The 25138-nt window shown below is 67.5% G+C and carries 23 protein-coding genes; 8 read left to right on the top strand and 15 right to left on the bottom strand.

The features are described 5' to 3' along the window. Position 1 precedes the first annotated feature (1 nt). From RDU83_09485 to RDU83_09425, 13 genes are all read right to left on the bottom strand, one after another. Positions 2-781, bottom strand: coding sequence for an ABC transporter permease (locus RDU83_09485; protein MDQ7841243.1), 780 nt, complete (start codon positions 779-781; stop codon positions 2-4). Next, the gene (cysC, locus tag RDU83_09480) at positions 781-1341 is read right to left on the bottom strand and encodes an adenylyl-sulfate kinase (protein ID MDQ7841242.1); all 561 of its coding nucleotides are present in this window, start codon (positions 1339-1341) and stop codon (positions 781-783) included. The genes RDU83_09485 and cysC overlap by 1 nt, the downstream gene beginning before the upstream one ends. Then, positions 1338-2720, bottom strand: coding sequence for an alkaline phosphatase family protein (locus RDU83_09475; protein MDQ7841241.1), 1383 nt, complete (start codon positions 2718-2720; stop codon positions 1338-1340). Before RDU83_09475 ends, cysC begins: the two co-directional genes overlap by 4 nt. Before the next feature lie 9 nt (positions 2721-2729). Next, the gene (gene sat / locus RDU83_09470) at positions 2730-3902 is read right to left on the bottom strand and encodes a sulfate adenylyltransferase (protein MDQ7841240.1); all 1173 of its coding nucleotides are present in this window, start codon (positions 3900-3902) and stop codon (positions 2730-2732) included. A 12-nt stretch (positions 3903-3914) separates the two neighbouring features. Beyond that, positions 3915-4127 (bottom strand): hypothetical protein, encoded by a 213-nt coding sequence (locus tag RDU83_09465; protein ID MDQ7841239.1) that lies wholly within the window; start codon positions 4125-4127, stop codon positions 3915-3917. A gap of 21 nt (positions 4128-4148) precedes the next feature. Continuing rightward, complete coding sequence (locus RDU83_09460; protein ID MDQ7841238.1) at positions 4149-4661, bottom strand: adenine phosphoribosyltransferase; 513 nt, start codon at positions 4659-4661, stop codon at positions 4149-4151. 70 nt (positions 4662-4731) lie between these two features. Beyond that, entirely contained in the window at positions 4732-5709 is a 978-nt protein-coding gene (locus RDU83_09455) for a sugar phosphate nucleotidyltransferase (GenBank protein MDQ7841237.1), read from the bottom strand. Positions 5710-5749: 40 nt separating this feature from the next. After that, positions 5750-7150 (bottom strand): exopolysaccharide biosynthesis polyprenyl glycosylphosphotransferase, encoded by a 1401-nt coding sequence (locus RDU83_09450; GenBank protein ID MDQ7841236.1) that lies wholly within the window; start codon positions 7148-7150, stop codon positions 5750-5752. Continuing rightward, a complete protein-coding gene (locus RDU83_09445; GenBank protein MDQ7841235.1) occupies positions 7147-9201 on the bottom strand; it encodes a glycosyltransferase in 2055 nt (684 codons plus the stop codon). Before RDU83_09445 ends, RDU83_09450 begins: the two co-directional genes overlap by 4 nt. Then, positions 9198-9986, bottom strand: a complete 789-nt coding sequence (locus RDU83_09440) for a glycosyltransferase (GenBank protein MDQ7841234.1) — start codon at positions 9984-9986, stop codon at positions 9198-9200. The genes RDU83_09445 and RDU83_09440 overlap by 4 nt, the downstream gene beginning before the upstream one ends. A gap of 9 nt (positions 9987-9995) precedes the next feature. After that, positions 9996-11240: a hypothetical protein gene (locus tag RDU83_09435; protein MDQ7841233.1), complete on the bottom strand. Its 1245-nt coding sequence runs from the start codon at positions 11238-11240 to the stop codon at positions 9996-9998. Between the two features lie 19 nt (positions 11241-11259). Then, positions 11260-12636 carry a phosphomannomutase/phosphoglucomutase gene (locus tag RDU83_09430; GenBank protein MDQ7841232.1) on the bottom strand — a complete coding sequence of 459 codons (1377 nt, stop codon included), beginning with the start codon at positions 12634-12636 and terminating at the stop codon, positions 11260-11262. A 3-nt stretch (positions 12637-12639) separates the two neighbouring features. After that, a complete protein-coding gene (locus tag RDU83_09425; protein MDQ7841231.1) occupies positions 12640-14178 on the bottom strand; it encodes a hypothetical protein in 1539 nt (512 codons plus the stop codon). Between the two features lie 187 nt (positions 14179-14365). Here RDU83_09425 and RDU83_09420 point away from each other — a divergent pair, with 187 nt between their 5' ends. The 8 genes from RDU83_09420 to RDU83_09385 are packed head-to-tail and all read left to right on the top strand — an operon-like array spanning position 14366 to position 23649. After that, positions 14366-15604, top strand: a complete 1239-nt coding sequence (locus RDU83_09420) for a hypothetical protein (GenBank protein ID MDQ7841230.1) — start codon at positions 14366-14368, stop codon at positions 15602-15604. Beyond that, entirely contained in the window at positions 15601-17367 is a 1767-nt protein-coding gene (locus tag RDU83_09415; GenBank protein MDQ7841229.1) for an ABC transporter ATP-binding protein, read from the top strand. The genes RDU83_09420 and RDU83_09415 overlap by 4 nt, the downstream gene beginning before the upstream one ends. 25 nt (positions 17368-17392) lie before the next feature. Beyond that, positions 17393-18316: a glycosyltransferase family A protein gene (locus RDU83_09410; GenBank protein ID MDQ7841228.1), complete on the top strand. Its 924-nt coding sequence runs from the start codon at positions 17393-17395 to the stop codon at positions 18314-18316. Between the two features lie 10 nt (positions 18317-18326). Beyond that, positions 18327-19256 (top strand): glycosyltransferase, encoded by a 930-nt coding sequence (locus RDU83_09405; GenBank protein ID MDQ7841227.1) that lies wholly within the window; start codon positions 18327-18329, stop codon positions 19254-19256. Position 19257: 1 nt separating this feature from the next. Next, entirely contained in the window at positions 19258-20424 is a 1167-nt protein-coding gene (locus tag RDU83_09400) for an O-antigen ligase family protein (GenBank protein ID MDQ7841226.1), read from the top strand. After that, positions 20421-21584, top strand: coding sequence for an O-antigen ligase family protein (locus RDU83_09395; GenBank protein MDQ7841225.1), 1164 nt, complete (start codon positions 20421-20423; stop codon positions 21582-21584). Before RDU83_09400 ends, RDU83_09395 begins: the two co-directional genes overlap by 4 nt. Continuing rightward, positions 21581-22510, top strand: a complete 930-nt coding sequence (locus RDU83_09390) for a glycosyltransferase family 2 protein (protein MDQ7841224.1) — start codon at positions 21581-21583, stop codon at positions 22508-22510. Before RDU83_09395 ends, RDU83_09390 begins: the two co-directional genes overlap by 4 nt. Further along, a complete protein-coding gene (locus RDU83_09385) occupies positions 22507-23649 on the top strand; it encodes a lipid-A-disaccharide synthase-related protein (protein MDQ7841223.1) in 1143 nt (380 codons plus the stop codon). Before RDU83_09390 ends, RDU83_09385 begins: the two co-directional genes overlap by 4 nt. On the opposite strand, the gene RDU83_09380 is transcribed toward RDU83_09385, so the two are convergent. After that, the gene (locus tag RDU83_09380; GenBank protein MDQ7841222.1) at positions 23646-24263 is read right to left on the bottom strand and encodes an NUDIX domain-containing protein; all 618 of its coding nucleotides are present in this window, start codon (positions 24261-24263) and stop codon (positions 23646-23648) included. The genes RDU83_09385 and RDU83_09380 overlap by 4 nt on opposite strands. Continuing rightward, entirely contained in the window at positions 24227-25120 is an 894-nt protein-coding gene (locus RDU83_09375) for a hypothetical protein (GenBank protein ID MDQ7841221.1), read from the bottom strand. The genes RDU83_09380 and RDU83_09375 overlap by 37 nt, the downstream gene beginning before the upstream one ends. Positions 25121-25138: the final 18 nt, after the last annotated feature.

Genomic DNA, 25138 nt, shown 5'->3' with positions numbered 1-25138 from the left:
CTCAGAGGTCCTCCGCCAGGTACGGAGCCCGGCGCCGGAAGATCGCCCAACCGGCCAGAAGCGCGCCCACGGCCCAGCCGGTCAGCACCAGGAAGTCACCGGCGCTGGGGGGGCGTCCCCAGTAGGCGATGTCCTGATAGACCGAAACGAAAGAGGTCATTGGATTCAGTCTGAAGGCCGCCTGCATTCCGGCGGGTACCATCGAGATGCGGTAGACGATTGGCGTCAGCCAGAAGAGCATCGTCAGCCCCACCTCGGTCAGGTGGCGGAGATCGCGAAAGGACACTGTCAGCGCCGACAGCCCCAGCGCCACGCCGAGGACGAACACCGCCTGTATCGCAAGCACAACCGGGTAGAACACAAGCGTCCAGGGGACAGACCCCCGCAGCACGAACAGCGACGGTAGGAAGACTGCCAGGGCGAGCAACGTCTGGATGAGGTTGAAGAGCACGGTGGCAGCGGGGAGTATCTCGCGTGGGAAGTGGACCTTCTTGAGCAGTCCGGCATTGACCATGAGAGAGATCGTGGAGGCCGTCGCCGAACTGGCAAAGAAGCCCCACGGCAGAAGCCCGGCGATCAGGAAGACCGTGAAGCGCTCGATCTGGATCCTGATGATGTATCTGAACGCCACCGAATAGATGAGGATCAGCGCCAGCGGATTCAGCAACGACCACAAGAACCCGAGCGTTGATCCCCGGTACTTGACCTTGAGCTCGGTCACCACGAGGCTGAACAGCAGGTCGCGGTAGCGAAGATAGGCCACCACCCCGGCAGCGGTCATTACGCCAACCCTCGCGGCGCCAGCCCTTGCGGCGGGAGGTAGCCGCAGGCGGCCACCACGCTGCGGATCTCGGCGACACAGCGCTCTACGGACCACTGTTCGGTGTCCGCGACCAACTCGGCGCGTTCCGGCGGCTCATACGGCGCCTGCACACCGGTCATCTGCGCGTTCTGCCCGCTCAGCGCGCGCCGGTAGTGGCCCTTGGGATCCCGCCGGATGCACTCCTCGATCGAGCACTTCACCCATACCTCGACGAAGCGGCCCAGCTCCTCACGCGCGGCGTCGCGCACCGCGCGGTAGGGTGAGATCAGAGAAACGACGGCCACCACGCCGTTGCGGCTCAACAGCTTCGCCAGAAAGATCACCCTGCGATTGTGCAGCTCGCGGTCGGCCGGGCTGAAACCCAACTCGGGACTGAGCGCCGCACGGATCTCGTCGCCATCCAGAACCTCAACCGGTACCCCTTCGGTCCGCAGTTCGGTTTCCAGTGCCCTGGCGATCGTCGTCTTGCCGGAGCCGGGTAGTCCGGTCAACCACACCACGCACCCCTGGTGACTCACTCGATCTCCAACCCCTTTCCCCGCCCGCCTGCCTCGCCGTCGAGCCCGAGGACCCGCAGCACCGCAGGGGCAACGTCGTAGATCGTCGCATCCGCCAGCCGGCTCCCCACTGTCCCGGGCCTGTGCCAGATGTAGAGACCTTCGTGCGCGTGCACCGCGTCGTCGGGTCCGGTGTCGTTCTCGTCCAGGTACAGCGATGGGTGGCCGATCGTGCCGGCCGAGCGCCAGTAGAGATCGTCAAAGTAGACCATCAGATCAGGTGGGTCGCCCAGACACGACGGATAGAGCTCTTCGGGGGTGAACACCCGGGTGTCCATGATGCGCCCGTTGGGATCACGGATCGCGCGCAGCCGCTCGGCCAGCTCGGCCCTGACCCTCGAGTAGTCGGAACTGGGGACGATACCCTGAGCTTCACGCCCCCCGACGTTCAGGAAGATCCGGGCGTAGTACCCACCCCATCCCCACGCTACCGTCCGGGACCAGTCAACCGCCGCGTTCTCGATCGGCACGATCGCCTCGGGCTGCCGCGCCAGTGTTAGGTATCCCTGCTCGATCAGCCACTGGTTGACGCACAAGGCGCCGCGCATGCCCTTGGCGCCGTGGTCGGATACCACGAGCACATCCGTGTTCGCCGGAAGCACTTCCAGCAGCCGGCCGAGCCATTCATCCACAAACCGGTAGTAGGCCCGCATCGCGCCCTCATACCTGTTCCCGGGCTCGTACTTGGGGTGGGCCCGGTCCCAGAACTTCCAGAACGCGTGGTGCAGCCGGTCCACGCCGATCTCCACGAACTGGAACAGGTCCCAGGGCTTGGTGACGAGCAGGTGCTCGATCGCCCGGAAGTGCTGGTCGGTCATGTCGAAAAGCGCGGCCAGCAGCGTCTCTCGATCCTCGGTTCGGAACTCAACGTCGTACTCGTAGCGCGGCGCCACCGCGCGCAGTTCCTCCTTGAGCCCGGAAGGGTAGGTGCTGGGGCTGTCCGGCCCGGGCGTGAGAAAGCACGCGACCGAGCATCCATTGACCGGCCGGGGAGGATAGCCGGGAGGTATGCCCACCAGACACACGTTCTTGCCCGCGCGGCCGAGGAGGTCGGCGTATGTCGCCTCAGCCACGGTGTGCGAACTGACTATCCAGCCGTCTGAATATGAGGCCCCCCGCCGGTGCCGGAACCCGTACATGCCCAGTTCACCCGGGGTCTTCCCGGTCGCCATCACCGTCCACGCGGGAATCGTGATTGGGGGATCGCAGCTCCGGAGCACCCCGTGGATTCCCGAACCCATCAGCGCGCGCAGGTTTGGGAGATCGTTGAGGAACTCTTCGAAAACAAGCCGCGGCGCGGCGCAGTCCAGCCCGACGATCAACAGCTTCCTCGGCACCATCAGTCAACCTCAGCGCGCAGGCCCGGTGATCTCTTCCGTCCCGACAAGGGGATCGGGATAGCGCGCGATTGCCTCTGCCACTTCCGGGCGGATCAGGCGGGCGACCTCGGGGTCCTTTCCCTCCAGCGCCGCGCGCAGCAGTGATCCGCTGAATTGCACCTGGTGCTCGGTCCCATGCGGGCACGTCTTCTCGTTGGCCACGCTCTCGCACCGCTTGCAGTAGAAGAACGCCGTAAAGAACAGCGGAACGATCCCCAGGTCGGGAAACTCCTCGAAGATCGCGTGGGCGTCATACGGACCATAGAAGCTCCCGACCCCGGCGTGGTCGCGGCCCACGATGAAGTGCGTGCACCCGAAGTTCTTCCTCACGATCGCGTGGAAGACCGCCTCGCGCGGCCCCGCGTACCGCATCTCCGTCCGGAGAATCCCAAGCACAGCGCGGTCGCGCAGGAAATAGTTCCGCATCAGCACCGCATACGTCTCCAGGATTACCTCGTCCTTGAAGTCGCCAGGCTTCTTGCGTCCGATGACCGGGTTGATAAACAGACCGTCGGCAAAGGTCAGTGCCGTTTTCTGTACGTACTCGTGCCCGATGTGCGGCACGTTGCGCGTCTGGAACCCCACGACCGTCCGCCAGCCGCGCATGCGGAACAGCACCCGTGTCTCCGCCGGCGAGAGCCGGTAGGCGGCAAACAGGTCGGCGGCGCTATCCAGCAGCTCAACACGCCCCCCGAGGAGGAGTTCGCGCATGCCCGCAACCCTCTGCACCCCGGGATGCCGCTCGTCGAGCGTGCCATAGCTCGCCCCGGCGAGCTCCTCGCGGTCGAGTGGGAAGACCTCGGCAACGTGCAGAATCGCAACCCTCCGATCGCGCCAAGCCAGCACCACAGGGTCACCCGGCCCGATGCCGGACACGTCGTCACGGCTCACGTCCAGCACGACCGGAACCGTCCAGGGGAGATCACTGGCGAGACGCTTCCGGTGCAGAACATGCTCAAGGTCTGCTCGAGTCATGAACCCCTCAAGGGGACTGAAGACACCGGTCGCGAGGTTCTCCACCTCGTACGCCACGTCCAGGCCGATCTGAATGACGGGGAGGCTTTCGGCCAGGGCCAGCCACTTCTCCCTCGCGCTACCTTCGAGCACCTGATTCACGAGCCGACCGCCGTGGGGCGCAATCATCCTGTCGCTCTCCTAGTCAATGTACCCAAGGCGTCGGAGCCGCTCGATGATCGCGGCTTCGTCACCCGGGGTAGGCTTGTGTACTGCCTCGTGCGGGGCGAGCGCGGACCGAACGGCGTGCACCACGAACGCCTCAACCGAGGCGTGCCCGAGCTGCTCAAGCGCGGTCTCGATGCGCCGGTGCAGCGTGGCCGGGATCGGCACAAGCACTATGTCCTGCGACATGACCACCCTCCCCAAGGCACCCTAGTAGGAAAGCACCGAAAACAACTCCGCCCCCTCCAGCGCGCTTCGGCCGTTCAGGAACGTGAGCTCCACCAGGCAGGCCATCCCCACCACCGTGCCGCCCAGGCGTTCGACCAGCCGGCGGGTGGCGTTCAGGGTGCCTCCGGTCGCGATCACGTCGTCCACAATCACCACCCGCTGTCCAGGGGCGATGGCGTCCTCGTGCATCTCGAGCGCCGCCACCCCATACTCGAGCTGGTACTCCTCGCGGATGGTCTTCCACGGCAGCTTGCCTGGCTTGCGTGCCGGCACGAACGCCGCGCCCAGCCGAAGCGCCAGCGGCGCGGCCAGGATGTAGCCGCGCGCCTCGATTGCCACGATTACGTCCGGTTGTTTGGGCCGGCAGTAGGCCTCAAGAGCGTCCAGCGCGTGCAAGAACGCCTCCGGCGAGCGCAGCAGGGGGGTGATGTCCCTGAAGATCACGCCCTCTATAGGAAAGCCGGGCACGTCTCGTATGTAGGCCTTGAGGTCCACGCACACCACCTCCTCAGGATATGTGTTGTCGAGTGAAGAAAACCGCGGCGGTGACCAGGCAGCGAGGCATCTATCCGAGTTCGACCTCGGACGAATCACCCAGGTTGATCCGGGCCGGCCGGCCTGTCACCGAGGCGTGCTCGCCGATAATGGAGTGTTCCAACAGCACGCCGTCCAGCGTTGCGGCGGCATTAACGATGCTGTCCTTGATAACCGAATGAGAGACGCGCGCGCCCTCTGCCACCGAGGCGTACGGGCCGATCACCGACCCCTCAACCACGGCCGAGGGATCCACGTAGGACGGCTGTATGACCACCGATCCATCGGGTACGTACGCGGGCAGTTGCTCGGCCGAAAGCAGCTCGCGGTTCGCCTCCAGCAACGCCTCGGACGTCCCGCAGTCAAACCAGCCGGTAATGTGAAAGGTCCGCATCCGCTCGCCGGCCTCGACCATCATCTGCAGCGCATCGGCCAGCCAGTACTCGCCCCGCACCTGCCGCCCCTCGTTGATGAGCCGCTCAAGGCACCCGGCAAGCAGGAGGGGGTTCCGGATCAGGTAGACGCCCACGATGGCCAGGTTGCTCTGCGGAACCTCGGGTTTCTCGACCAGGCGACGCACGTGGCCGTCGGACACCTCCACGACCCCGAAGCGGCGGGCGTCGGCCACCTGGCGAACCCCTATGGCGGACTCCTCAAGCGCAAGCACCCGCGGAAGGTCGGCCTTGATAATGGTGTCGCCCATGATGATCAGGACACCCTCGCCGTTCAGATGCTCCCGCGCCACATAGATCGCGTGCCCGTTGCCCAGCGCCTCCTTCTGTTCCACGAAATGGACCGGGATCTTGTAGCGGCCGCGGACGAACTCTTCAATCTTCTCCCGCAGGTGCCCTACGACCAGCACCGCCTCGTCCACGCCCGCCGCGACCAGCTCGTCGAGAATGTGCCCAAGAATCGGGCGGCCGGCCACGTGCATGAGCGCCTTGGGTTGGGTATGGGTATGCGGCCTCAGGCGGCGGCCGACTCCGGCAACGGGGATGATGGCTTTCATGGTCGTAGGCTACTTCGCGCCATCGAGGGCATCTCCCCCCTCATCTCCCCCCGTGCCGGAACACGTGACCGACGGTGCGGATGATGATCTGCGCATCGAGCAGCACCGAGCGATGCTTGATGTAGAACAGATCGTAGCGGAGCTTCACCATCGCATCCTCGACTGAGTCGGCGTACCCGAAGTTGACCTGGGCCCATCCGGCCACGCCCGGCTGGACACTGAGACGCGTCCGGTAGAAGGGAATCAGCGCCTCCAGCTCGGTTACGATCTCGGGCCGCTCGGGTCGAGGACCTACCACGCTCATCTCGCCGCGCAGGACGTTGACGGCCTGGGGCAGCTCATCGAGGTGGAACCGCCGCAACGCCCGGCCGACCCTTGTTACGCGGGGGTCGTTGACACCGGCCCACTGCACGCCGTTGGACTCCGCGTCCGCGACCATGGTACGGAACTTCAGGAGCACGAACTCCCGTCCTCCACGGCCGACCCTGCGCTGGCGGTAAAAGACCGGGCCCCGGTCCTCGAGCCAAAGGGCAGCCGCCACCAAGGGTGTCATCACAGCCGTCGCCAGCAGGCCAACCGCGGCCAGGAGGAGATCGGCCAGGCGCTTGAACGCATCGTAGAGCGCAGGGGGAGGACGATCCAGCGGCAGCGCTATGTGCAGGTTGCCATCGGCGTGCTCGATTGGAACCTGTCCGGTGAGATCTTCGAGTAGCCGGTGCACCGGCGTCACCGTGACGCCGCGCTCCTGGCATTTCACCAGGGAGCGCAGGAGGTCGCCGTCGGCGCTGCCGGTACAGGCCACGACCACCTCGGAGACCTGGGCCTGCTCCAGCACACCGGGGAGATCGCGGTGGTTGCCCAGCACCGGCAGCCCGTCCACCTCCTCTCCCAGGACCGCCGGGTCGCTGTCCACGAACCCCACGGGCACATACTCGGTGCGGCCGTACTCCCGCATTGCCGCCAGTACCTCCCGGCCCGCCCGGCCTGCACCCGCGATCACCACCCGGTGGCGGAACGACGGCTGGACCAGGACGAGCGCGTAGAACGCCCTCCACGCGGCAACGAAAACCGTGGTGGTACCGAAGAACCACAGCAGCGTCAGGCGCGAAGGCAACAGGTTCGGCGTCACATAGGGGAGAGTCAGGTAGAGCGCATCGGCCGTCACGACGGCGAGCGCCGCGCGGATGGGTCCTGCGGGCAGGCGGGCTGCAAGCCGCAGATCGTAGAGCTCGGCCACCGAAGCCGCGAACACCCACGCTGCCGAGAGCAGGACAAACCAGAACGTCCGCTGGGCAACCGTGCTTGCCGCCAGCGGGAAGTGGAGTCGTACGGACAGGGTGACGAGCAGCGCAAGGTTCAACAAGGCCAGATCCAGAAACGCCAGGAGCACCTTGCGCTCCGAAATCCGAAGCGGCTGCCGGAACTCGCGCGGGCTCCTCATGGCGCCCATGAGGCCGGGCCGGGCATTGGGCGGGCCCGCACGGAAAGCGCGCGCTCGTAGACGGCGGCGGTCTCGGCCAGCATCCGCTCCTCGGTGAAGTGCTCAAGCGCCCGGCGCCTGCCTGCCTCTCCCATGCGGCGGCGAAGGGCGGGGTCGGTCAGCAACCGATCCAGCGCCACGGAGAGCGCGTCGGCGTTCCCAGGCGGGACGAGTAACCCGGTCTCTCCGTTCACCACCGCCTCCGAGACACCGCCGACATCTGTGGCCACTACCGGCAGGCCGCCCATCATGGCTTCAATGACGGCAAGCGGCATTCCCTCCCAGCGGCTTGAAAGCACGAAGATGTCCGAGGAGCGGAGCAACACGGGCACATCGTCACGCGCCCCGAGCACTGCGACGCGTCCTTCCAGCCCCTGCTTGCGGACCAACGCCTCAACCTCCGGGCGCATGGGGCCGTCTCCCACCAGCAAGAGGCGGTGAGCTGCACCGACGCGCGCCCAGGCGTTCACCAGCGTGACCGGGTCCTTGGGCTCCTTGAACCTGCCGACCATCACGGCCGTACACGGTTCGCCGGTCCCCCTCCCGCCTTCTTCCGCCGCGGAATCCGCCAGCCAGGGCTCCGGTGCGATGCCGTTGGGGATCACCACCAGCCGCTCTGGCGGCCCTATCCCGGCCCGCAGCGCTGCCTCCCTGTCGTGGTGCGAGACACAGATGATGGTTGTGGTGAACCGGGCGGCCGCCCTCTCTGCGAGAACGAGAAGCGCGCGAATGATCGGGGGCCACCAGGATCCGGCGAACGGCCATCCGTGGGCTGTGAACAGCACCGCGGGTATCCCGGCGGCCCTTGCCGCGACCCTCCCCAACAGTCCCGCCTTGGTGCTGTGACAGTGCACCAGTGCGAACCTCTCCCGGCGCATCCAGCGCGAGAGCCGCACGAGGGTTGCCAGGTCGGCAAGCGGGCGGGGATTGCGGGTCAAGCCCGGAATCTCCACGGTGCGAATGCCTTCCTTCTGTAGGCGGGCCACCAGCGGCCCGCCCGGCCCGCATGCCACGGTCACATCGTAGAGATGCCGGAAACCCCGCGCCAGCGCAAGGACGTGCGCCTGGGCCCCGCCCCAATCCGAGAGGGTGATCACGTGCAGGACGCGGGGGCGGGCGTCCGGCGATCGCGCCGCCTGCTCCGGGCCGGTGGCTGCGCGGAGGACTTCGCCTGCCCTCACCCAGCCCCACACCCGGCCGTTCAGTTCGGCCCAGTGGTAGCCGGCCTCATCCGTGCGAAACCGCAGCAGCGCAAGCATCATCCGGGCTGCGGGGCCGGCCCAGGAGCGCCGCAAGGCATACCAGAACGGAAAGCGGTGCTTGCGCATGACATAGCCGGCCCCGCGACCGTAGGCGAGAGCCCGGGCCCTGGCCTGCCGGTCGTAGGCACGCACCGCCGGGCTGTGACATACCGCGAGCGCCGACGTGTAGAACACCCGCATCCCCGCAGCCATGCCCCGCAGGACGTAGTCAGTGTCCTCCCCCGCCCCCCAGGGCGTACCGGCCCCAGTCGCGAGGTGCGGGTCGAACCCGCCCGCCTGTTCGATGAATCGCCGGCGCACGAAGAGCGCGTAGGTTACCACCAGCCACCCGGCGTTGTGCCGGGTCACGCGCACCTCGCCGGGCGCTCCCCTGATCATCGAGGCTGCGCCCCGCTCGTCCACCGAGCGGACCACCAACCCATCCCACTCAGGGTGCGCCTCGAAGAACCGCGCTACTCCCTCGAGCAGGTTAGTAGGATACCAGCAGTCGTCGTCGGGGAACCCCACGATATCCCCTGTGGCTTGCTGCAACCCGGCGTTCCTCGCCCGCGAGGCTCCCGGCGGGCTGTGCAGGTGAACGAGGGGGAAACGATCTCGGTGGGGTTCGAGAAGCCGCACCACCCGGTCGTCGGCGTTCTGGTCGACCACTACTAGGTCGAAGTCGCGGCAGGTCTGGGCCGCCAGGGAGGCCAGGAACCGCTCCGGCTCGACCGTGCGGTTCGCCGTCGCGAGCACCAGGGAGATCTTCATGGCGCCGGGCCAGTGGGCCGGGCGATCTTCTCGAAGGTGGAGAACAGTGCGGTCGCAGCAAGGGTGCGCAGCAGCCCCAACCGCGCCCGTGGGGGGAGGCGCAACCGTTCGATCGCCAGCCGCTGCAGCCTCAGCTTCTCGCGCTGGGCGAGACCGCGCGCCACTGCCCGGGACCGGCTGCCCGGCCGCGTCTTCCGCACCACCACCAGCACCCCGGGGAGATTGGCCACCAGGTGCGACTCGGCGATGCGGATGAACAGCTCATAGTCCTCGAAGAGCGTGTCGGCGTAGGGGCCGACGACTTCCATGGCCCGGCGTCGGATCAGCGCGGCCGTGTGCACTATCGGGTTCCCCCACCCCATCGCCAGGCGGATTGCACGGTCCGACGTAGGGCGCAGGTAGAGACGATCCCGCCCCCGCGCGTCCCGAATCATCACGCCGGCGCCCACCAGCGCGATCTCCGGATGCGCGTCCAAGAACGCCACCTGGCGGCTCAGGCGCTCCGGCAGCCACAGGTCGTCGGCGTCCTGAGGGGCGAGGAACTCCCCTGACGACGCTGCGACCGCCAGGTTCAGCGCCGCGGCGCGGCCGATGCGGGGCTGCCGGATCACGCGGACTCTCGGGTCGCTAAGGGCCTCGGCGACTTCGGTCGTCCGGTCGTCCGATCCGTCGTCCACCACCACGACCTCGAAGTCCCGGTAGGACTGCGCCAGCACGCTGCCGAGGGCCTCGGCGATAAGGGCTTCCTCGTTGCGTGCGGTGATGATGACGCTGACCCGGGGCACAGGCGACCCTCAGCGGCGGACGTTCCAGGCGGCCAGTCCGAGCAGAACCCACAGATGTCGCCAGTGCAGCGTGTCTATCACGAACCCGTTCAGCAGTTGCCCGGCGAGGATAGCCAGGATCGTGCCTCCTCCCGGTCCGATCCTGACGAGGTGCAGGACCAGGAAGGCCCCGAAGGGCACAAACGCGAGCAGCCCGTTCTCGGCCAGAATCCTGAGGTACAAACTGTGGGTGGCGTAGGCGTGCACGACCTCGAACTGGCCCGGGCCCATGCCCAGCGCCCGCGACGAACCGCTCTGACCAGTGACGGCTCGCTCCTGCACTTCAAACCTGACGCTATCGTAGTCCTCCAGCCCGACCCGCCGCAGGATAGTGGAACCGAGATCGTGTGCGAGGACAAATCCCACAACTACCGCCAGGCCGAGGGCAAGGGCGAAGGCGCCGCGCCGCACCTGCGCGTACTCGCGCCTGCGCAGGGCGAGGACCGCCATGATTCCCAGCGTGACGGCTCCTGCCAGGACGGCTCCCCGCGACAGGCTCATAACAAGACCAAGCAGTAGGACGGCCGTGGCAAGCACCCACCCGGCCCGGCCTCCGGCCATCACCCGATCCAAAGACCATGCCAGAGGCAGAACGAGGAATCCACCAAAGACGTTCGGGTCCTTGAAGGTGCCCTGCCAGCGAGGGCCACGATGGTAGATCAGGTGCGCCAGATCCGGCACATCATAGAAGGCCAGGAGCGTGAGCGCGGTCGTTGCCAGCGCTGCGACGACGATGCCGGCGATGACTGCCTGACGCGCATCCTGTCGTAGCAACCCGGCAACCGCGAGATAGAGCAAAGCCAGGTATCCGGTTATCGCGACGTACCGGATCGCAGTGGCGAGATCGTCGGCCCGCGCCACCGACACCACCGAGAGACCCACGAATGCCGCCAGGGTCCAGAAGCGTGCATCAAGGCGGACCTGTATGTGCCGCCCGGCCACTCCGGCGGCCAGCGCCACCGGCACCAGCATATCGAACGGCGCCGGTTCCATCTGAACCACCGCTATTGTGGCGAAGGTGGCCAGGAGGAAACTGCGGTAGTCCGCCAGAGCCCACGCGAAGTAGAGCGGGCACCCCAAGAGGGTGAGGAGCACCACTCCCTGGGCGGGCAGTAACCTCGCGATGGAGGTCACGACCACCACCGAGAGGTGCACGAGACCCGCGGCGACGAGCAGGTGCCGGTATCGGCCGCACCATGCGGAGAGGAAGGTCACAGGTGATTCCAGACAGGCCTCACCACTCCACCGGCCCCACTTCGTGGAAGCGCGCCAGCGCGGTCCCAATCGTCTGTTTGATCCGCTCTAGTCCGGCAGGGGTCGCCGCCTCCGCCCTCAACACCAGCACCGGCTGGGTGTTGCTGGCCCGTACGAGTCCCCATCCATCATCGAACAGCACACGCGCGCCGTCCACGTCAATCACCTGGTGGTCGCGCTTGAACGCCTCGGCCACACGTGCCACGACATCGAACTTACGCGCGTCGGAGCACGTTACACGTACCTCCGGCGTAACGGGGTAGCGCGGCACGTCGGCCATCAGCGCCGACAACGGCGCATCGGTGTGAGAGAGGATCCGCAGCAACCGTCCGGCGGCGTAGAGGGCGTCGTCGAAGCCGTAATACTCGTCCGCGAAGAACATGTGCCCCGACATCTCGCCGGTGAAGACCGCGCCGATCTCGCGCATCTTGGCTTTGATCAACGAGTGGCCCGTGCGGTAGAAGAACGGCCTGCCGCCCAGGCGGGTCACCTCGTCCACTAGAACCTGCGAGCACTTCACCTCGACGATCACATCGGCGCCGGGGTAGCGCGGTAGGATCTCGCGCCAGTAGAGGACCATCAGGAGGTCGCCCCAGAGGATCTCGCCCTGATCGTCCACGACCCCAATCCGGTCGCCGTCGCCGTCCACCCCGATCCCCAGGTCGCACCGCTCGCGGCGCACCAGGGCGATCAGGTCTGTCAGGTTGTGCGGGTCCACGGGATCCGGGTGGTGATTGGGGAAGCTCGGGTCGGAGTCGCAGTAGATCGGCACAACCTCGACGCCCCAAGCGGCCAGCACCTGGGGCGCGATCAGACTGGCCGTTCCGTTTCCGCAATCGAGCGCCACCCGCAGACGCCGCGGGCCCAACCGGATCTTCTCCCGCAGCATCTCCATGTACGCCGGAACAATCTCGCGGGCCTCGATGCGGCCCGTACCCTCCGCGAACGGCCCGGTCTCCGCCCGCCGCCGGACCGCCTGAATCTGCTCCCCGTGCAGCGTCCCGAACCCGCCGGCCAGCTTGAAGCCGTTGAACTCGGACGGGTTGTGGCTGGCAGTTACCATAACCCCGCCCTCAATTCTCCAGTGTACACGCGCGAAGTAGAAGGTGGGCGTGATGACCGTCCCGATCCCAGCAACGTCGCACCCCGAGGCATTGAGGCCCCGAGCCACACCCGCTGCCAGCGCAGGCGAGTGCGTGCGGTTGTCCGCTCCCAGCACCACCGGGCTTCCGGACAGGTTGCGGTCGGCCGCGTACGCCCGGGCGATCCGCTCGGCAATCTCCGGGGTCAGGTCTGTGCCGACCACTCCGCGGATGTCGTACTCGCGGAAGATCTCAGTGTTGATGCCTGGATTCATAGACTAGAACTCCCCTGGGCGCGGCGGCGCGTCCTCCGGCAACACGGGGCCCGGCCGTGTAGTGCGCGGAACCAGGCCCCGTCGCTCGGTGATGCCCACGAACCCAAACTCGATCGAGATCTCGTTGCGGATCTGGCGGTAGCGCGCCACCACATCTATGCAATCCCGGATGAAGCGCACCGTGTAGTCAATGTCGTCAAAGGCCGACAGGCGGAGGTTGTAGGACGCGGAAGCTCCAACCTCCAGCGATGGGGTCGCGATGACCATAAAGGATCCGGTCAGATTCGTCTCGGGAACTACGGTGTTGTACGCTACCCCAGCCGAGATCCGGAAGCGGTCCGGCACGGTGCGGGTAACGCCCAGGCCGACCGTGCTGGCCGGATCTACGAAGTCAATGCTAAGCGGCGTGCTTCCCTGCACCGCGACGTAGAGGTACCGAAGCGAAGCCGTAGTGTGGCGGTCTAGACGGTGGGTGAGCGCCGCGCCGAAGGTCGTGATCGTCCGCGTCGCGCCTGTCCCGTACGCCGAGATGCGCGCCGCGCCGCGGGCGGCGAAGGTCAGGCCGGGAGCGACTCGGAGGCGCTCCGTCTCCAACGCAATCTCACCGTCAAGCCGCGAAGTGGCCACACCCGAGGCCAGTTCACTGTACCATCCGGCCGTGCCGGACAGAGACCATAAGAACGGCGCCGAGCCGATTCGGGCCGGGTTCGTTGTTGCACCGATCTCAGCGACGTCGTAGCGCAGGCCGCTGAAGGCCGCACGGTCGTCGACCAGTTGCGCCCGACCGAGCTGCAGGGTCGTGGTGTAGGCCCGCTCCTCCCACGCCTGGGTGAGCAGCGGCGTAATCCCGGTAATCGTGCCGTATTTGAGGTACAGACGGCCGCGACCTGATCCCATCCCCACCGGAATCCTGTAGTCCGCCCAGAAGCCATCGAGGCTGTTGTATCCGAGGCCTGGTAGGACCGTCCCCTCAACCCCGGGCCGCAGCGACAGGATATAGCGTGGAAACGTCAGCAGCCGGCGGTTGCGCAGGTACAGCGTGGCGTGATAGGCCACGATCTCCCGGTCGGGGATCAACTCGATACGTCGCGCCGTGATGTGGTAGAAGGGTCGTTTGGGATCACAGTTGGTCACGAACCCCTCGAAGCAAACGAGGCGGTCCTGAGTGAAATCCAGGCGGTCGCCGCGCACGTAGACCCTGCGCTCCCGATCCACGATCCCCTCCACGGGCTCGAACCGGCCCTCCTCGGTGCGGGCATTGTAGGTGAGGGTGTGACCTCGCAGTTCCTGGCCCCGAGCATCAACCATGCGCACGTTCCCGGTGGCCACGACGATCTGCGTCCGGAGATCGTACCGGGCACCATCGGCGAACAGGCGGTACCGCCGGACGGTCATGCGAACGTTGCCCTGTGCAATCACAACCTGGCCTGCCGAGTCGTAGACAATGCTGTCGGCCTCCACGGTCACCGGGGCCGGCTGGGCGCCGGCGGTCCCCGCGGAGATCAAGATCACGGCAAGCAGAGCGATCACACCATACCGCACGTCGCACCTCATTGTATGTGTATCCGATTGTTATTCTGCTTGTTATTCTGCCGCGCCGGAGGGCTTCCCTGCGTCAGGCCAGTTGGCGACCAAGAGCCGCCCGCGGTGCCATAGGGATGCCACGTGTGCACTTCGTGAAATTGCCGGAGCCCGCCGGCGGAGATTATAATGAAGTGTCGTGCGCGCGATGGTGAACCGTCCACCTACCACCACCCTGATCATCGTCGGCAACAGCCCCGGCGAGGTGGCAGGGTGGGCTGTGCCCGTAGCCGCCGAGGCGCGCAGGTTGGCCTCGTCCGGTGGGTGGTCCATCGAAACTGTGCTCTGCCTGCCGCCCTGCCAGTTCGCGAGCGGGCAGGAGTCGGCAGCCGCTGAGGCGGCTGGGGTGTTCGACAGGATAATGAATCCCAGGGCGACGCTGCTGCTTGCGCTCGGGCTCCCCGGGTGGACTCCCGCGGGAACACCGGTGGTTCTCCACGTCGGGGGCGACTTCTGGTTCTCACGGCGGCTGGCCCGCCGGTGGGGCGGCCGTGCCTTTGCCTTCGTCGAGCGTGCCCACATCTCGCGCGCGCATCGAGGGTTCGAGCGGATCTTCGTCCCTACACGAGCACTAAGGGAGCGGCTGATCGGCCTCGGCGTCCCCGATCACAAGATCGAGGTCGCCGGCGATCCGCTCCAGGACGCGGTGCTCGCGGATGGAGCACCGGCGGAAGCACACGGCGCGGACGATGCGCGCCCGAAGGTGGTGTTTCTGGCCGGCAGCCGTGACAGCGTCTTCTCCGCGGTCTTCCCTTTCTGGACAGAAACGGCCGCGGCATTGCGCGCGCGCGTGCCGGAGGCCCGGTTGCTGGCGGTGATCTCACCGTTCGTGTCGCCCCAAGTCAGGCGGACGCTGCTGTCCCGACATCAGGCCGGCCTTGATGCCGCCGGTATCGAGATCAGGCACGGAGACCGGTCGTCCATCCGCAATGCCGATCTAGCGCTGACCATTCCGGGCACCAACACGCTGGAGCTGGCGTTGATGCGGGTTCCCACCCTGGTCGTCCTGCCGTTCAGCCTGGCCCCGCAGATCCCAATAGAGGGAGTGCTCGAGTGGCTCACACGGGTACCCCGCCTTGGGCTGCCGCTCAAGCTGGCCCTGGTGCGGCGGTACATCAGCCGTAGGCCCTACCTGGCGCTGCCCAACATGCGCGCCAAGCGGCTCATCATGCCGGAACTCGTGGGTGACGTCACACCGGAACAGGTGGCCGACGAGGGTGCCAGATTGATACGGGATCCGGCGGCGCGCCACAAGCTCGCGGAGGCGTTGGATGCGATCTCTGTTGAGACAGGCGCCTCGCGCCGAATCCTGGCCGCGATTCTGCCGGGCGGATCAGCGGTTGCAGTAGGCGGAGCGGCAGTTGCACGAGGCGGAGCCGGGGCGTGAGCGACCTCCGGCGGATGGCTGCCAGGATAGCCCCCTACCGCCTCCATCTAGTGGGCGCCCTGGTAGCGATGCTCGTGGCCACCGGAGCCAATCTCGCGGTCCCCAGGTACACGGGCATGCTCATAGACCAGGTGCTTGCCACGCGGGCGTTTGCCACCCTCAACCGAGGCGCGGCCGTCATCCTGTTCCTGTTCGCGCTCAACAGCCTGGCACTGTTCGCCCAGATCTACCTCATGTACTATCTCGCCCACCGCATCGTCGCCGATCTCCGCCAGGACCTGTTTGCGCGCATCCAGCGATGGTCGCTCGACCGGTTCGCGGTCTGGCAAAGCGGCGACGCGATCTCCCGAAGCCTCCAGGACACGCAGGTTGTTCAGACCGAGATGCTGATGGGGGCCGTGGACGCAGCCTCTGCCGCGTTGATGTTCACCGGCATCGTAGCCATGCTGCTGTGGATCGACTGGCAACTCGCCCTCGCGATCGCCGCGGTCATACCGCTTGTCGGCGTGATCGCCCGGAGCTTCGGAAGGGAGATACAGGGCACGGCAACGCGGGCGCAGGAGCACGTGGCAGGCCTGGCGGGTCTCATACGCGAGGCGTTCTCCGGCGCGCGCGTGATCCGCGCGTTCTCGAGAGAGGACAGGGAGATCCGGCGGTTCCGCGATGAGAACGAACAGACCTTCGGCGCAAACCTCCGCATCGGACGAATGGTTGCGCTCCAGGTGCCCCTCGTCAGCTTCTTGACCGCATTCGGCGTGGTCCTGGTATTGTGGCTGGGCGGGCAGCGCGTGGCTTCAGACCGGCTCACTGTCGGGACCCTCGTCGCGTTCCTGGGATATGTGGGGCTGGCCGTCCAGCCGGCGGTTGGCCTCACCCGCCACTACGCCGGACTGCGGCAGGCGCTGGGCGCCTTCGGCCGGATCCGCGCCCTGCTGGACGAACCGGCAAGCCTGCAGGAGAGCCCCGGCGCGGTGGCGCTGCCGCCGATCGCCGGCCGCGTCCGCTTCGAGAACGTCTCGTTTGCCTATGCTCCAGGCCAGTGGGCCCTCCGCGATCTCTCGTTGGAGATAGCGCCCGGCGAGCGCGTTGCGCTGATCGGACTGAGCGGCGCGGGCAAGACGACGCTGGTCAACCTGATCGGCCGGTTCTACGATCCCACGGAGGGACGCATTGAGATTGACGGTTGGGACCTGCGCCGCGTTACGGTCCGCTCCTTGCGGCGGCAGATCGGGCTGGTCCCGCAGGAGACGGTCCTGTTCCGCGGCACCGTTTACGATAACATCGCGTACGCCCGGCCCGACGCGCCGTTTGATGAGGTGGTGTCCGCGGCGGAGGCAGCCAATGCGCACGAGTTCATCGAGTCGCTCGGCGAGGGGTATCGGACCCTGCTGGGCGAGGACGGCCTCCAACTCTCAGGCGGACAGCGCCAGCGGATCGCGATAGCCCGCGCGCTGCTCAACAACCCACGCCTGCTCATCTTCGACGAGGCCACCGCCGCGCTGGACAGCGAGTCCGAAACCCTTATCCAGGACGCGCTCATCCAGGCGACCCGCGGGCGCACCACGTTCATCATCGCGCACCGGCTCTCAACCGTTCGGGGAGCGGACCGGATAGTCGTACTGGACCAGGGCACGGTGGTGGAAGACGGCCGGCACGAGGATCTGATGGCGCGGGATGGAACCTACGCCAGGCTACTTCGGCTGCAGTGGGTAGACGCGGCGCCGACCGAGCCGGCCGCGGTCCCGGCGGCGCCGAGCGCATAGGACAGTCCAGGGCCAGGACCGCGACGTGGGCGAACCGGCGACAGTCCCGCTCCTCAGCGTAGTGGTGCCTACCTTCAACCACGCGCCAGTACTCCGACACGCCCTGGCCTGCCTGACCGCCCAGACCCTGGCGGCAGAGGCCTACGAGGTCGTCGTTGTCGACGATGGTTCGACCGACGAGACGCCCGCGGTCATAGCCGAGGCTGGAACAGGGCTCGCTAGGGTGCGCGGCGTGCACCTGGAGCGGAACCGCGGGAGGTCCGTGGCCCGCAACGAAGGGATCCGCGCGGCCCGCGCGCCCATCGTGGTGTTCATCGACAGCGACGTCCTGGTGCGACCGGACTTCCTCCAGCAACACCTGGACCTGCACCACGCAGCGGGCCGGCCGGTGGTCGGCCGCGGGCCGGTCGCGACGATCCCGACACCGGTGCTGCCGGCGCGGAATCCTGCGGGCCTGATGTCGGCAGCATTCCTAACGACGGCCAACGCCTCTGTGCCGCGCCAGGCGTTGCTGGACGCGGGACTGTTCGACGAGGGGTTCGTCTGGTACGGGTGGGAGGACTTCGATCTCGGCCTGCGACTGCGGGCCCTCGGGTTGACGCGCCGGTTCTCGCGTGGAATGGTGGCATTCCACGTGCAGCCGCCCTCGACTTTCGATCCCATCGGCCCGGATCTCGCCAGGGAAGAGGCACGGGCCAGGTCCGCGCTCCACTTTCTGCAGAAGCATCCCGGGTTGTCTACCCGCATCCTGATCTCGGACACCGCTTTCCACCGGGCGCTGCATTTCCTCCTCAGTGGAGCCGGATTTCTGACTGCTGATCGGGCGCCCGTGATCGCCCGCTGGCTGGCATCGCGAGGCTTCTACACGCCGGCGCTGCTGGCCGCTCGCGGCTTCCTCAACTGGCACTACATCCGCTCGCTCGACAGGCTTCGGGCCGTAAACCGCTAGAATGGTTGCGATGACGGTCTCCTCTACCAACCCGCTCCTCAGCGTCGTAGTGCCCGTCTACAACGACGCCCAGCTCCTCCGGCTGTGCCTGGCGCGCCTGGCCGCGCAGACGCTCGCGCCAGCCGCCTACGAGATAGTGGTGGTGGACGACGGCTCCACCGACGACACGCCCCGGGTGATCAGCGAGGCCGCCTCCGGCCGGGTCCGAGTTCGCTGTGTCAGATTCGATCGCAACCGGGGCAGGAGCGCGGCCCGTAACGCGGCGATCCGGGCCGTTGGGGCGCCGCTCGTGGTTTTCGTGGACAGCGACGTCCTGGTGGTGCCCGACTTCCTCCAGCGCCACCTTGAGATCCACCGCTCGGCCGCCTCCCCGGTGGTGGGCCGCGGGCCGGTCATAGTCATCCCATCGCCGGAGATCCCGGCGCGGACGCCCCGCATCGGGATCTCGCCGGCGTTCCTGGACACCGGCAACGCATCTGTGCCGCGGCAGGTTCTTGTAGATGCCGGGTTGTTCGATGAGGGGTTCAGGGTCTACGGGTGGGAGGATTTCGATCTTGGTCTGCGCATCAAGGCCCGCGGGATCCCCAGGGTATTCTCGCCTTCGGCACTGGCGTACCACGTCCAGCGGCCGCCGACGCTGGAGTCGCTCGACCGGCACCTGGACAAGGAGGAGGAACGGGCGCGGACGGCGCTCTACCTTCTGAGAAAGCACCCAGGCGCGGAGACCCGGATGTTGATCCAAGACACACGGCCGCAGCGTGCGCTGCACTTCCTGTTGGGTGGGGCAGGCCTGGTCTCGCCCGCGACCGCCCTGCGTTTGGCGCGGTGGCTGCGCAGTCGAAATCTATCAACGCTGGCGTTCCTGGTCGTGCGCGGGGTCCTGAACCGCCACTACCTGGCCATGCTGGACCGGTTCCGTGGGGCCTCGGAGGGGCTGTAGCGTGGAAGCGTGGCGCTGGCGCGAGTCCCTCCTGCTGCTGACGGCGTTCGTCTTCTCTGTGGGCTTCGCATCAGGTGGATTCCTGCTCTTGCTCGTCCTTGCGGCAGGCGAGATCATGGCGGGCGAGCCGGCGTGGCGCCGTACGCCGGCAGACGCGAGTCTTCTCGGCCTCGTGGCCGCCGCGGTCCTGTCCGGGCTTTGGTCGGAATGGCGCGGGACCGCCCTGTGGTCAGCGGTCGCGTTCGGCCTTAGCGCGGCGGTCACGCTGCGCGCGGTGGTGCTCGCGGCCCGCCAGGACGCGGCGTTTGCCCGGCGCTTCATCGCCGCCTGGGCCGCGGGCGGTGTGGCCGCAGCCGCGCTCGGTATCGCATGGCTTGGGTCTGCACCCGGCGCCCGGGCGCAGGTGTTCAACATGAACCCCAACGAGTTGGGCACGACCCTGGCGATCGCCGCAGTTCTGCTGCTCGGCCTCTCGCTCGACGGATCGCGCTTTCGGCGCCTGCTCTGCCTGGCGGGCCTGTCCGTGGTAACTGCGGGCCTGGCACTGACATGGTCGCGAGGCGCTTGGCTGGCCGCCGCGATGGGCGTGGTGGTGTTGATCGCTCGGACCGAGCGCCGCCTCCTGTGGCCTGGCCTGCTCGTGGCCGCGCTCGTCATGGTTGCAGCGATACCAGCCCTGGGGCCGCGCTGGGAGTGGCACGCCGATCGTATCCAAGAGATCACCGTCGCCGATGGTCCGTTCAGCCGCATCCCCATCTGGCGTCTGGTGCCAAGGATGGTCGCGGACCGCCCGTTGCTGGGAACAGGGCTCTCCACCTTCCAGTTCGTGTACGAGAGATACCGGCAAGGTACGGCGGCCGTCCCAAACGCGCCGCTCGCGCACAACCTCTTCCTGCAGGCCATTGCTGAGACCGGCGTTGTGGGGCTGGTGGCGCTTCTCTTCTTCCTGGCCGCAGGGGTGCTGGCAGTTGCCAGATGGCACACCAGGGGGCCGCCGGGCAGCGAGCAGCGCAGGTTGAGCGCTACGGTGCTTGCCGCCCTGGTCGCGCTGCTGGCGCACCAGATGGTGGACGGCACCGTGCTGCGCATTCACATCTCGGTGGGGCTCTTCGCCCTCGTGGGGTTGGGAGCGGCGTTCTCGCCGGGCGCTGGCGAGCGGGCACCGTGACGCCCAGGGCACTGGATCAGCTCTTCTTGGGCGGCGTGCTCCTCGCGGTGTTCTTGTACCCAGCAGGGTATACCGCGTGGGCGATGCCCGTGTTGCTGGCAGCCATGATCCTGGACATCGCCTCAGGACGGCGTCCGTGGATTCCGACGGCGTTCGACCGTCCCCTAGTCGCGCTCATGGTCGCCCTCCTTGCTTCAGGTCTGGCGTCGGAGTGGCGGCTGTGGTCGGCCGGGCTTGTGGTTCTGTTTGGCCTAACAGTGTGGATCAGCGTGTACTCTGTCGCTCGGGTTGCAGCGGCCCGACAAGAGGTCATCAGATATCTCGTCGCGGCCTGGGCCGCCGGAGGGCTGCTAGCAGCGGTCTGGGGAATCCTGCGCTCGGCTCCCTACTGGCCGATCGGCGCCTCGACACCGCTCCTCCTCCCGACTGCCCTCGGCACGACACTTGCGGCGACTGCTGTCCTCGTACTGGGCATCTGGACAGTCGCGGAAGGGGTACCCGTCCGGATCCTCGCCGCCGCAGGACTCGTCGTCGTGCTGACTGCTCTGGAGCTCACCTGGTCGCGGGGAGCATGGATTGCGGCCCTGGCGGCCCTGGCGGCCCTGGCGGTGATGGTGATACTTGCCCCGCGCAGGCGGGCCGGGCTACTTGTGCTTTTTCTCGTCACGCTGATTCTCGCGACCGCCGCGATCGGCCCCGGGAGAGTCTCGCTGGTCCGGAGGATCGAGGCCGTTCCCAGCGCGACGTTCAACCTCGATCGTCTGGCCCTGTGGGAAGGGGCGCTGCGGATTGCCCGGGCGCATCCGGTCCTGGGGACGGGCTACGGCACGTTCCACCGCGCCTGGCCCCGGCATATGCCGGAAGACATCGTGGGGGATCCCACGACCGCGCACAATCTCTACCTCAACTTCGCCGCTGAGACAGGGCTCGTCGGGTTGGCGGCGTTCCTGGCTTTCATCGTCGCAGCACTGGGCGGGCTCTGGCGCCGGATCGCGTGCACCCGTGGTGACCCGCGCACCGACGGGCTCTGGGCAGCGTGCCTTGCGGCTGTCGTGGCAATACTCGTACACCAGCTCTTCGATGTGACGGTCGCGTCGGTCCACATGGGCTTCGGCTTCGCAGCGCTGCTCGCGCTCGGGCAGGCTAGAGGACGTCGATGAGTTCAGGGCCCGAGATCAGCGTCGTCATCCCGGCCTACAACGGTGGCTGGGTGCTCCACAGGGCCATCGAGGCGCTGCAGGCTCAGGATGCCGATCCCGACCGTTTCGAGATAGTAATCGTGGACGACGGTTCGAACGATGGATCCACGGACGGCCTCGAAGAAAGCCTGGGATCTGTGCCGATCCGCGTTCTCCGCCAGGCGAACCGCGGCCGCGCGGCCGCGCGTAACCTGGGTGCCGCCGAGGCCCGAGGCCGTGCGCTGCTGTTCTTGGATGCCGACATCTGGGCGACACCCGGGCTCGTCTCTGCGCACCTGGCGCACCACGCGAACGGAGGCGCGCTGGGCGTTCAGGGCCGATCGGTCCAGCATCCCGACAGCCTGACCACCATGTACATGAGGGCCTGTAACGTGATGCCCGACGTCACCATTCGTAGGCGGGAAGGGCTGTCGCCGTACCACGTGATCACTCGCAACTTCTCCGTGAACGCGGATGCGTTCAGGCACGGCGGCGGATTCGACGAAGGGTTCCAGGGGTATGGGTGGGAGGACATCGAGCTGGCGTTTCGCCTGGTGCGTCACGGGGTCACGCTGCGGTACGAGCACACGGCGGTAGCGTACCACTACCATATCCAGACGCTCGAGGAGGCCCGGGAGAAACTTCGGCAGGCCGGGGAGGGCGCGGTCTACTTCTGGGAGAAGCACGGCCGCAACTGGCACCTTGGGACGTTCCTGGAGATCCTGCCGGTGCTGCTGCCGCTCAAGTGGCTCGTCTACCGCAGCGGGCTCGTGACCGTCGCGCTGCTCCCGATCCTACGGCTCGCCGAGCGTGCCGGGCTGACCATCGTGTGCAGCGAAATCTTCAGCCACCTGCTGTGGCGGTCGTTCTACGAGGGCGTCTTCGACGCGCGCCGGCGGCGGCGATGACGCGGCGGGTGCTCTTCATCAGCAACGGCATCGGCGAGGACCTGATCGCCGCGGCCATAGGCGGCCGCCTGCAGGTTGCGGGCGCAGACGTGACGGGCTATCCGCTGGTCGGCACAGGGGCCTATCCTCCCGAGGTCCCGCTGCTGGACCCCCGACGGACGATGCCCAGCGGCGGGTTCTCGATGCGCAGCGGGCTGAGGGGGCTGGGCGCCGATCTGGCCGCCGGCCTGATCGGGCTGTGGCTTGGGCAGAGGCGGACGCTGGCGGCCCAGCGCGGCAGGCACGACCTTGTCGTGGCGGTCGGTGACGCCTACTGCCTGTGGATGGCCTCGGGAGCCTCTCGCCAGGTGGCGTTCGTTTCCACCGCCGATTCGGTGCGGATCTGCGAGTTCGGCACGCTGGCCACCTGGGTGATGCGCGGCCGTGCCAGCCGGATCTTCGCGCGCGATCCCGACACGGCTGAAGCCCTGGCCGCGATGGGGCTGCAGTCGGTCGCGCTGGGCAACGTGATGATGGACCTGGTCGAGGGCGCGGGTGAGACGTTCGGCCTGTCCCCCGACACGCAGGTGGTGGCACTGCTGCCGGGGAGCCGCGCCGACGCGCCTGGAAACGCCGCGCTACTCGCGCAGGCCGCGCAGGCGATCGCTGCGGAGGAACCGGGCGTCCGATTCCTTCTGGCAGTGGCGCCGACCGTCGCCGTCGAGGATGTTCTACGCCACCTCCCCCAGGAAGAACCCCACGAGGACGGCGCGGCGGTCGGCGGCGTGACCGTCGGCGGCGCGCACCTTGTCCTCACCAGCGCGTTCGCAGACGCGGTGGTAAGAGCCAGCGTCGTCATCGGGATGGCGGGGACCGCCAACGAGCAGGCCGTAGGGCTGGGCAGGCCGGTGGTGGCATTCCCCGGCCCGGGCACGCAGTTTACTCCCGCCTTCCTTCAGATGCAGCGCCGGCTCCTGGGCGAGGCCCTCATTCCCACCCGCAACTGGCATGAGGCGGCCGCAGCCGCAGTGCGGTTGCTCCGCGATCCGGACGAGCGGGGGCGGCGTGGCGCGGTGGGGCGGGCGCGCATGGGACCGCCGGGCGGCTCCGCGCGCATCAGCGCGGCCCTACTTGAGATGCTCGACCAACGTGTACGTTAGCGGCGAAGCGCGCGGCGCCTGAACTCATCAGGCAACGCGACCACAACTTCCGCCGTGTCCACCGGTGCCAGCCGCGCGACCCGCGGGACGGCCTGCCGCTCCTCGATCGTCCCTCCGCGGGCAAGCACGATCTCAATGGTCAGGGGATGGTGACCGCACTCCAGGAGTGTCTCATGGCTCATGCCGATGACGGCGGGGAGGTCACCGAGGTTAAGCGGGCCAGCAGGTGTCCCCGAGAAGACCGCGACCTGACCGCCCTCGATGAAACCGGGCCCGGATCCCTCCCAGAGGAACAGCGCTCCCTCCGGAACCTCCTCAGGCCGGCGAGGCCTCACAGCGCCATCCGCACCCACGGAGAAGGGCTCTGCCGGTCTGTCCAGGAGGATAGTACAGCCGATCTCCTCCAGCGCCTCCCTCTGAAGCGCCTCGACCGCGGACTCACCCGGCTCGACGCGTCCACCGACGCAGCCTATCCCGATGATGACCCCTCCTCCGGGCGTGTGTGTCCACCTCTCGGGCTTCTGAACCTCGAACAGAAGCCTGCCTTCCTGCCGTAGGAGCACCGAGACGCCGAGAATCACGGCTGCGCGCTCACCCAGAATGCCTGGCTCCATGCCCGTGCCGGCCCGGCCCGGCACTCCACCCGCACGAACCCTTCGTCTCCAGTAGGCGTGTAGCGGCCTTCGCCCCCACGGAACGCGGCGCGCTGGCCGCCCGCGGCATCGAACAAGTGCACCTCGTCGGCGGCGCTGCGCGCCTCAATCGCATCGCCCACGACGCCGAAATCGGCTTCCACGCCTGTGCTGGCGTAGAATGCCCCGGAAAGCAGCGCGGCGCGCAGGGCGTCGGCCGTGATCGTCTCCACCTTCACCATCACCCAGCCGCGGTCGAACTGGGGCAGGAGGTGGCAGTCGTCGCCGGCTACCGCGCCGATGCGCCCCTCCGGGCCGTGCGCCCAGGCGGCGCGGGCCCAACGGCGTAGGTCCTCATCTGGATTCGAGTGTGGGTTCCAGATCTCAACCAGAAAAGGCCCGGGCAGAGCTGCCATCGTCTCGGCCGCCCATGCGCCGGTCCACAGGTTACCGGTCCAGGACGGATGCTCCAGGCACGGTATTCCGCCGCAGGCCAGGGTGCGCGTGATGCGGTCCTGGGCAGACCCGGAACCCAGCACCTGGTCAACCAGCAGGCGGCCCAGGTGCGGTCCCAGCGGCGGCACACAGCGGACTATCGTCTCCTCGACCCCCGGCAGAGCCAGGAACGAACCGTCGTTCACCTCATCGCAGCGCGTCACTCGGTCATGGTCGGTGAGGCACATGAAACTGTACCCGGCGTCACGGTATCGGCGGGCCAGATCGGCGGGCTCGAACTGGCCGTCGGAGCGGCGGCTGTGGCAGTGCAGCTGGGCCTTGTGGTAGGCCCCGGGGGCAGCGTACGGATCGCGGATCTGCGCGCAGCACCATCCTTGCGGCACGGGGGGACGCGTGCTACG

The organism is bacterium, assembly GCA_031082185.1.
Classification (GTDB): Bacteria; Sysuimicrobiota; Sysuimicrobiia; order Sysuimicrobiales; family Humicultoraceae; genus VGFA01.
This window is presented reverse-complemented; position numbering and strand designations above follow the sequence as displayed.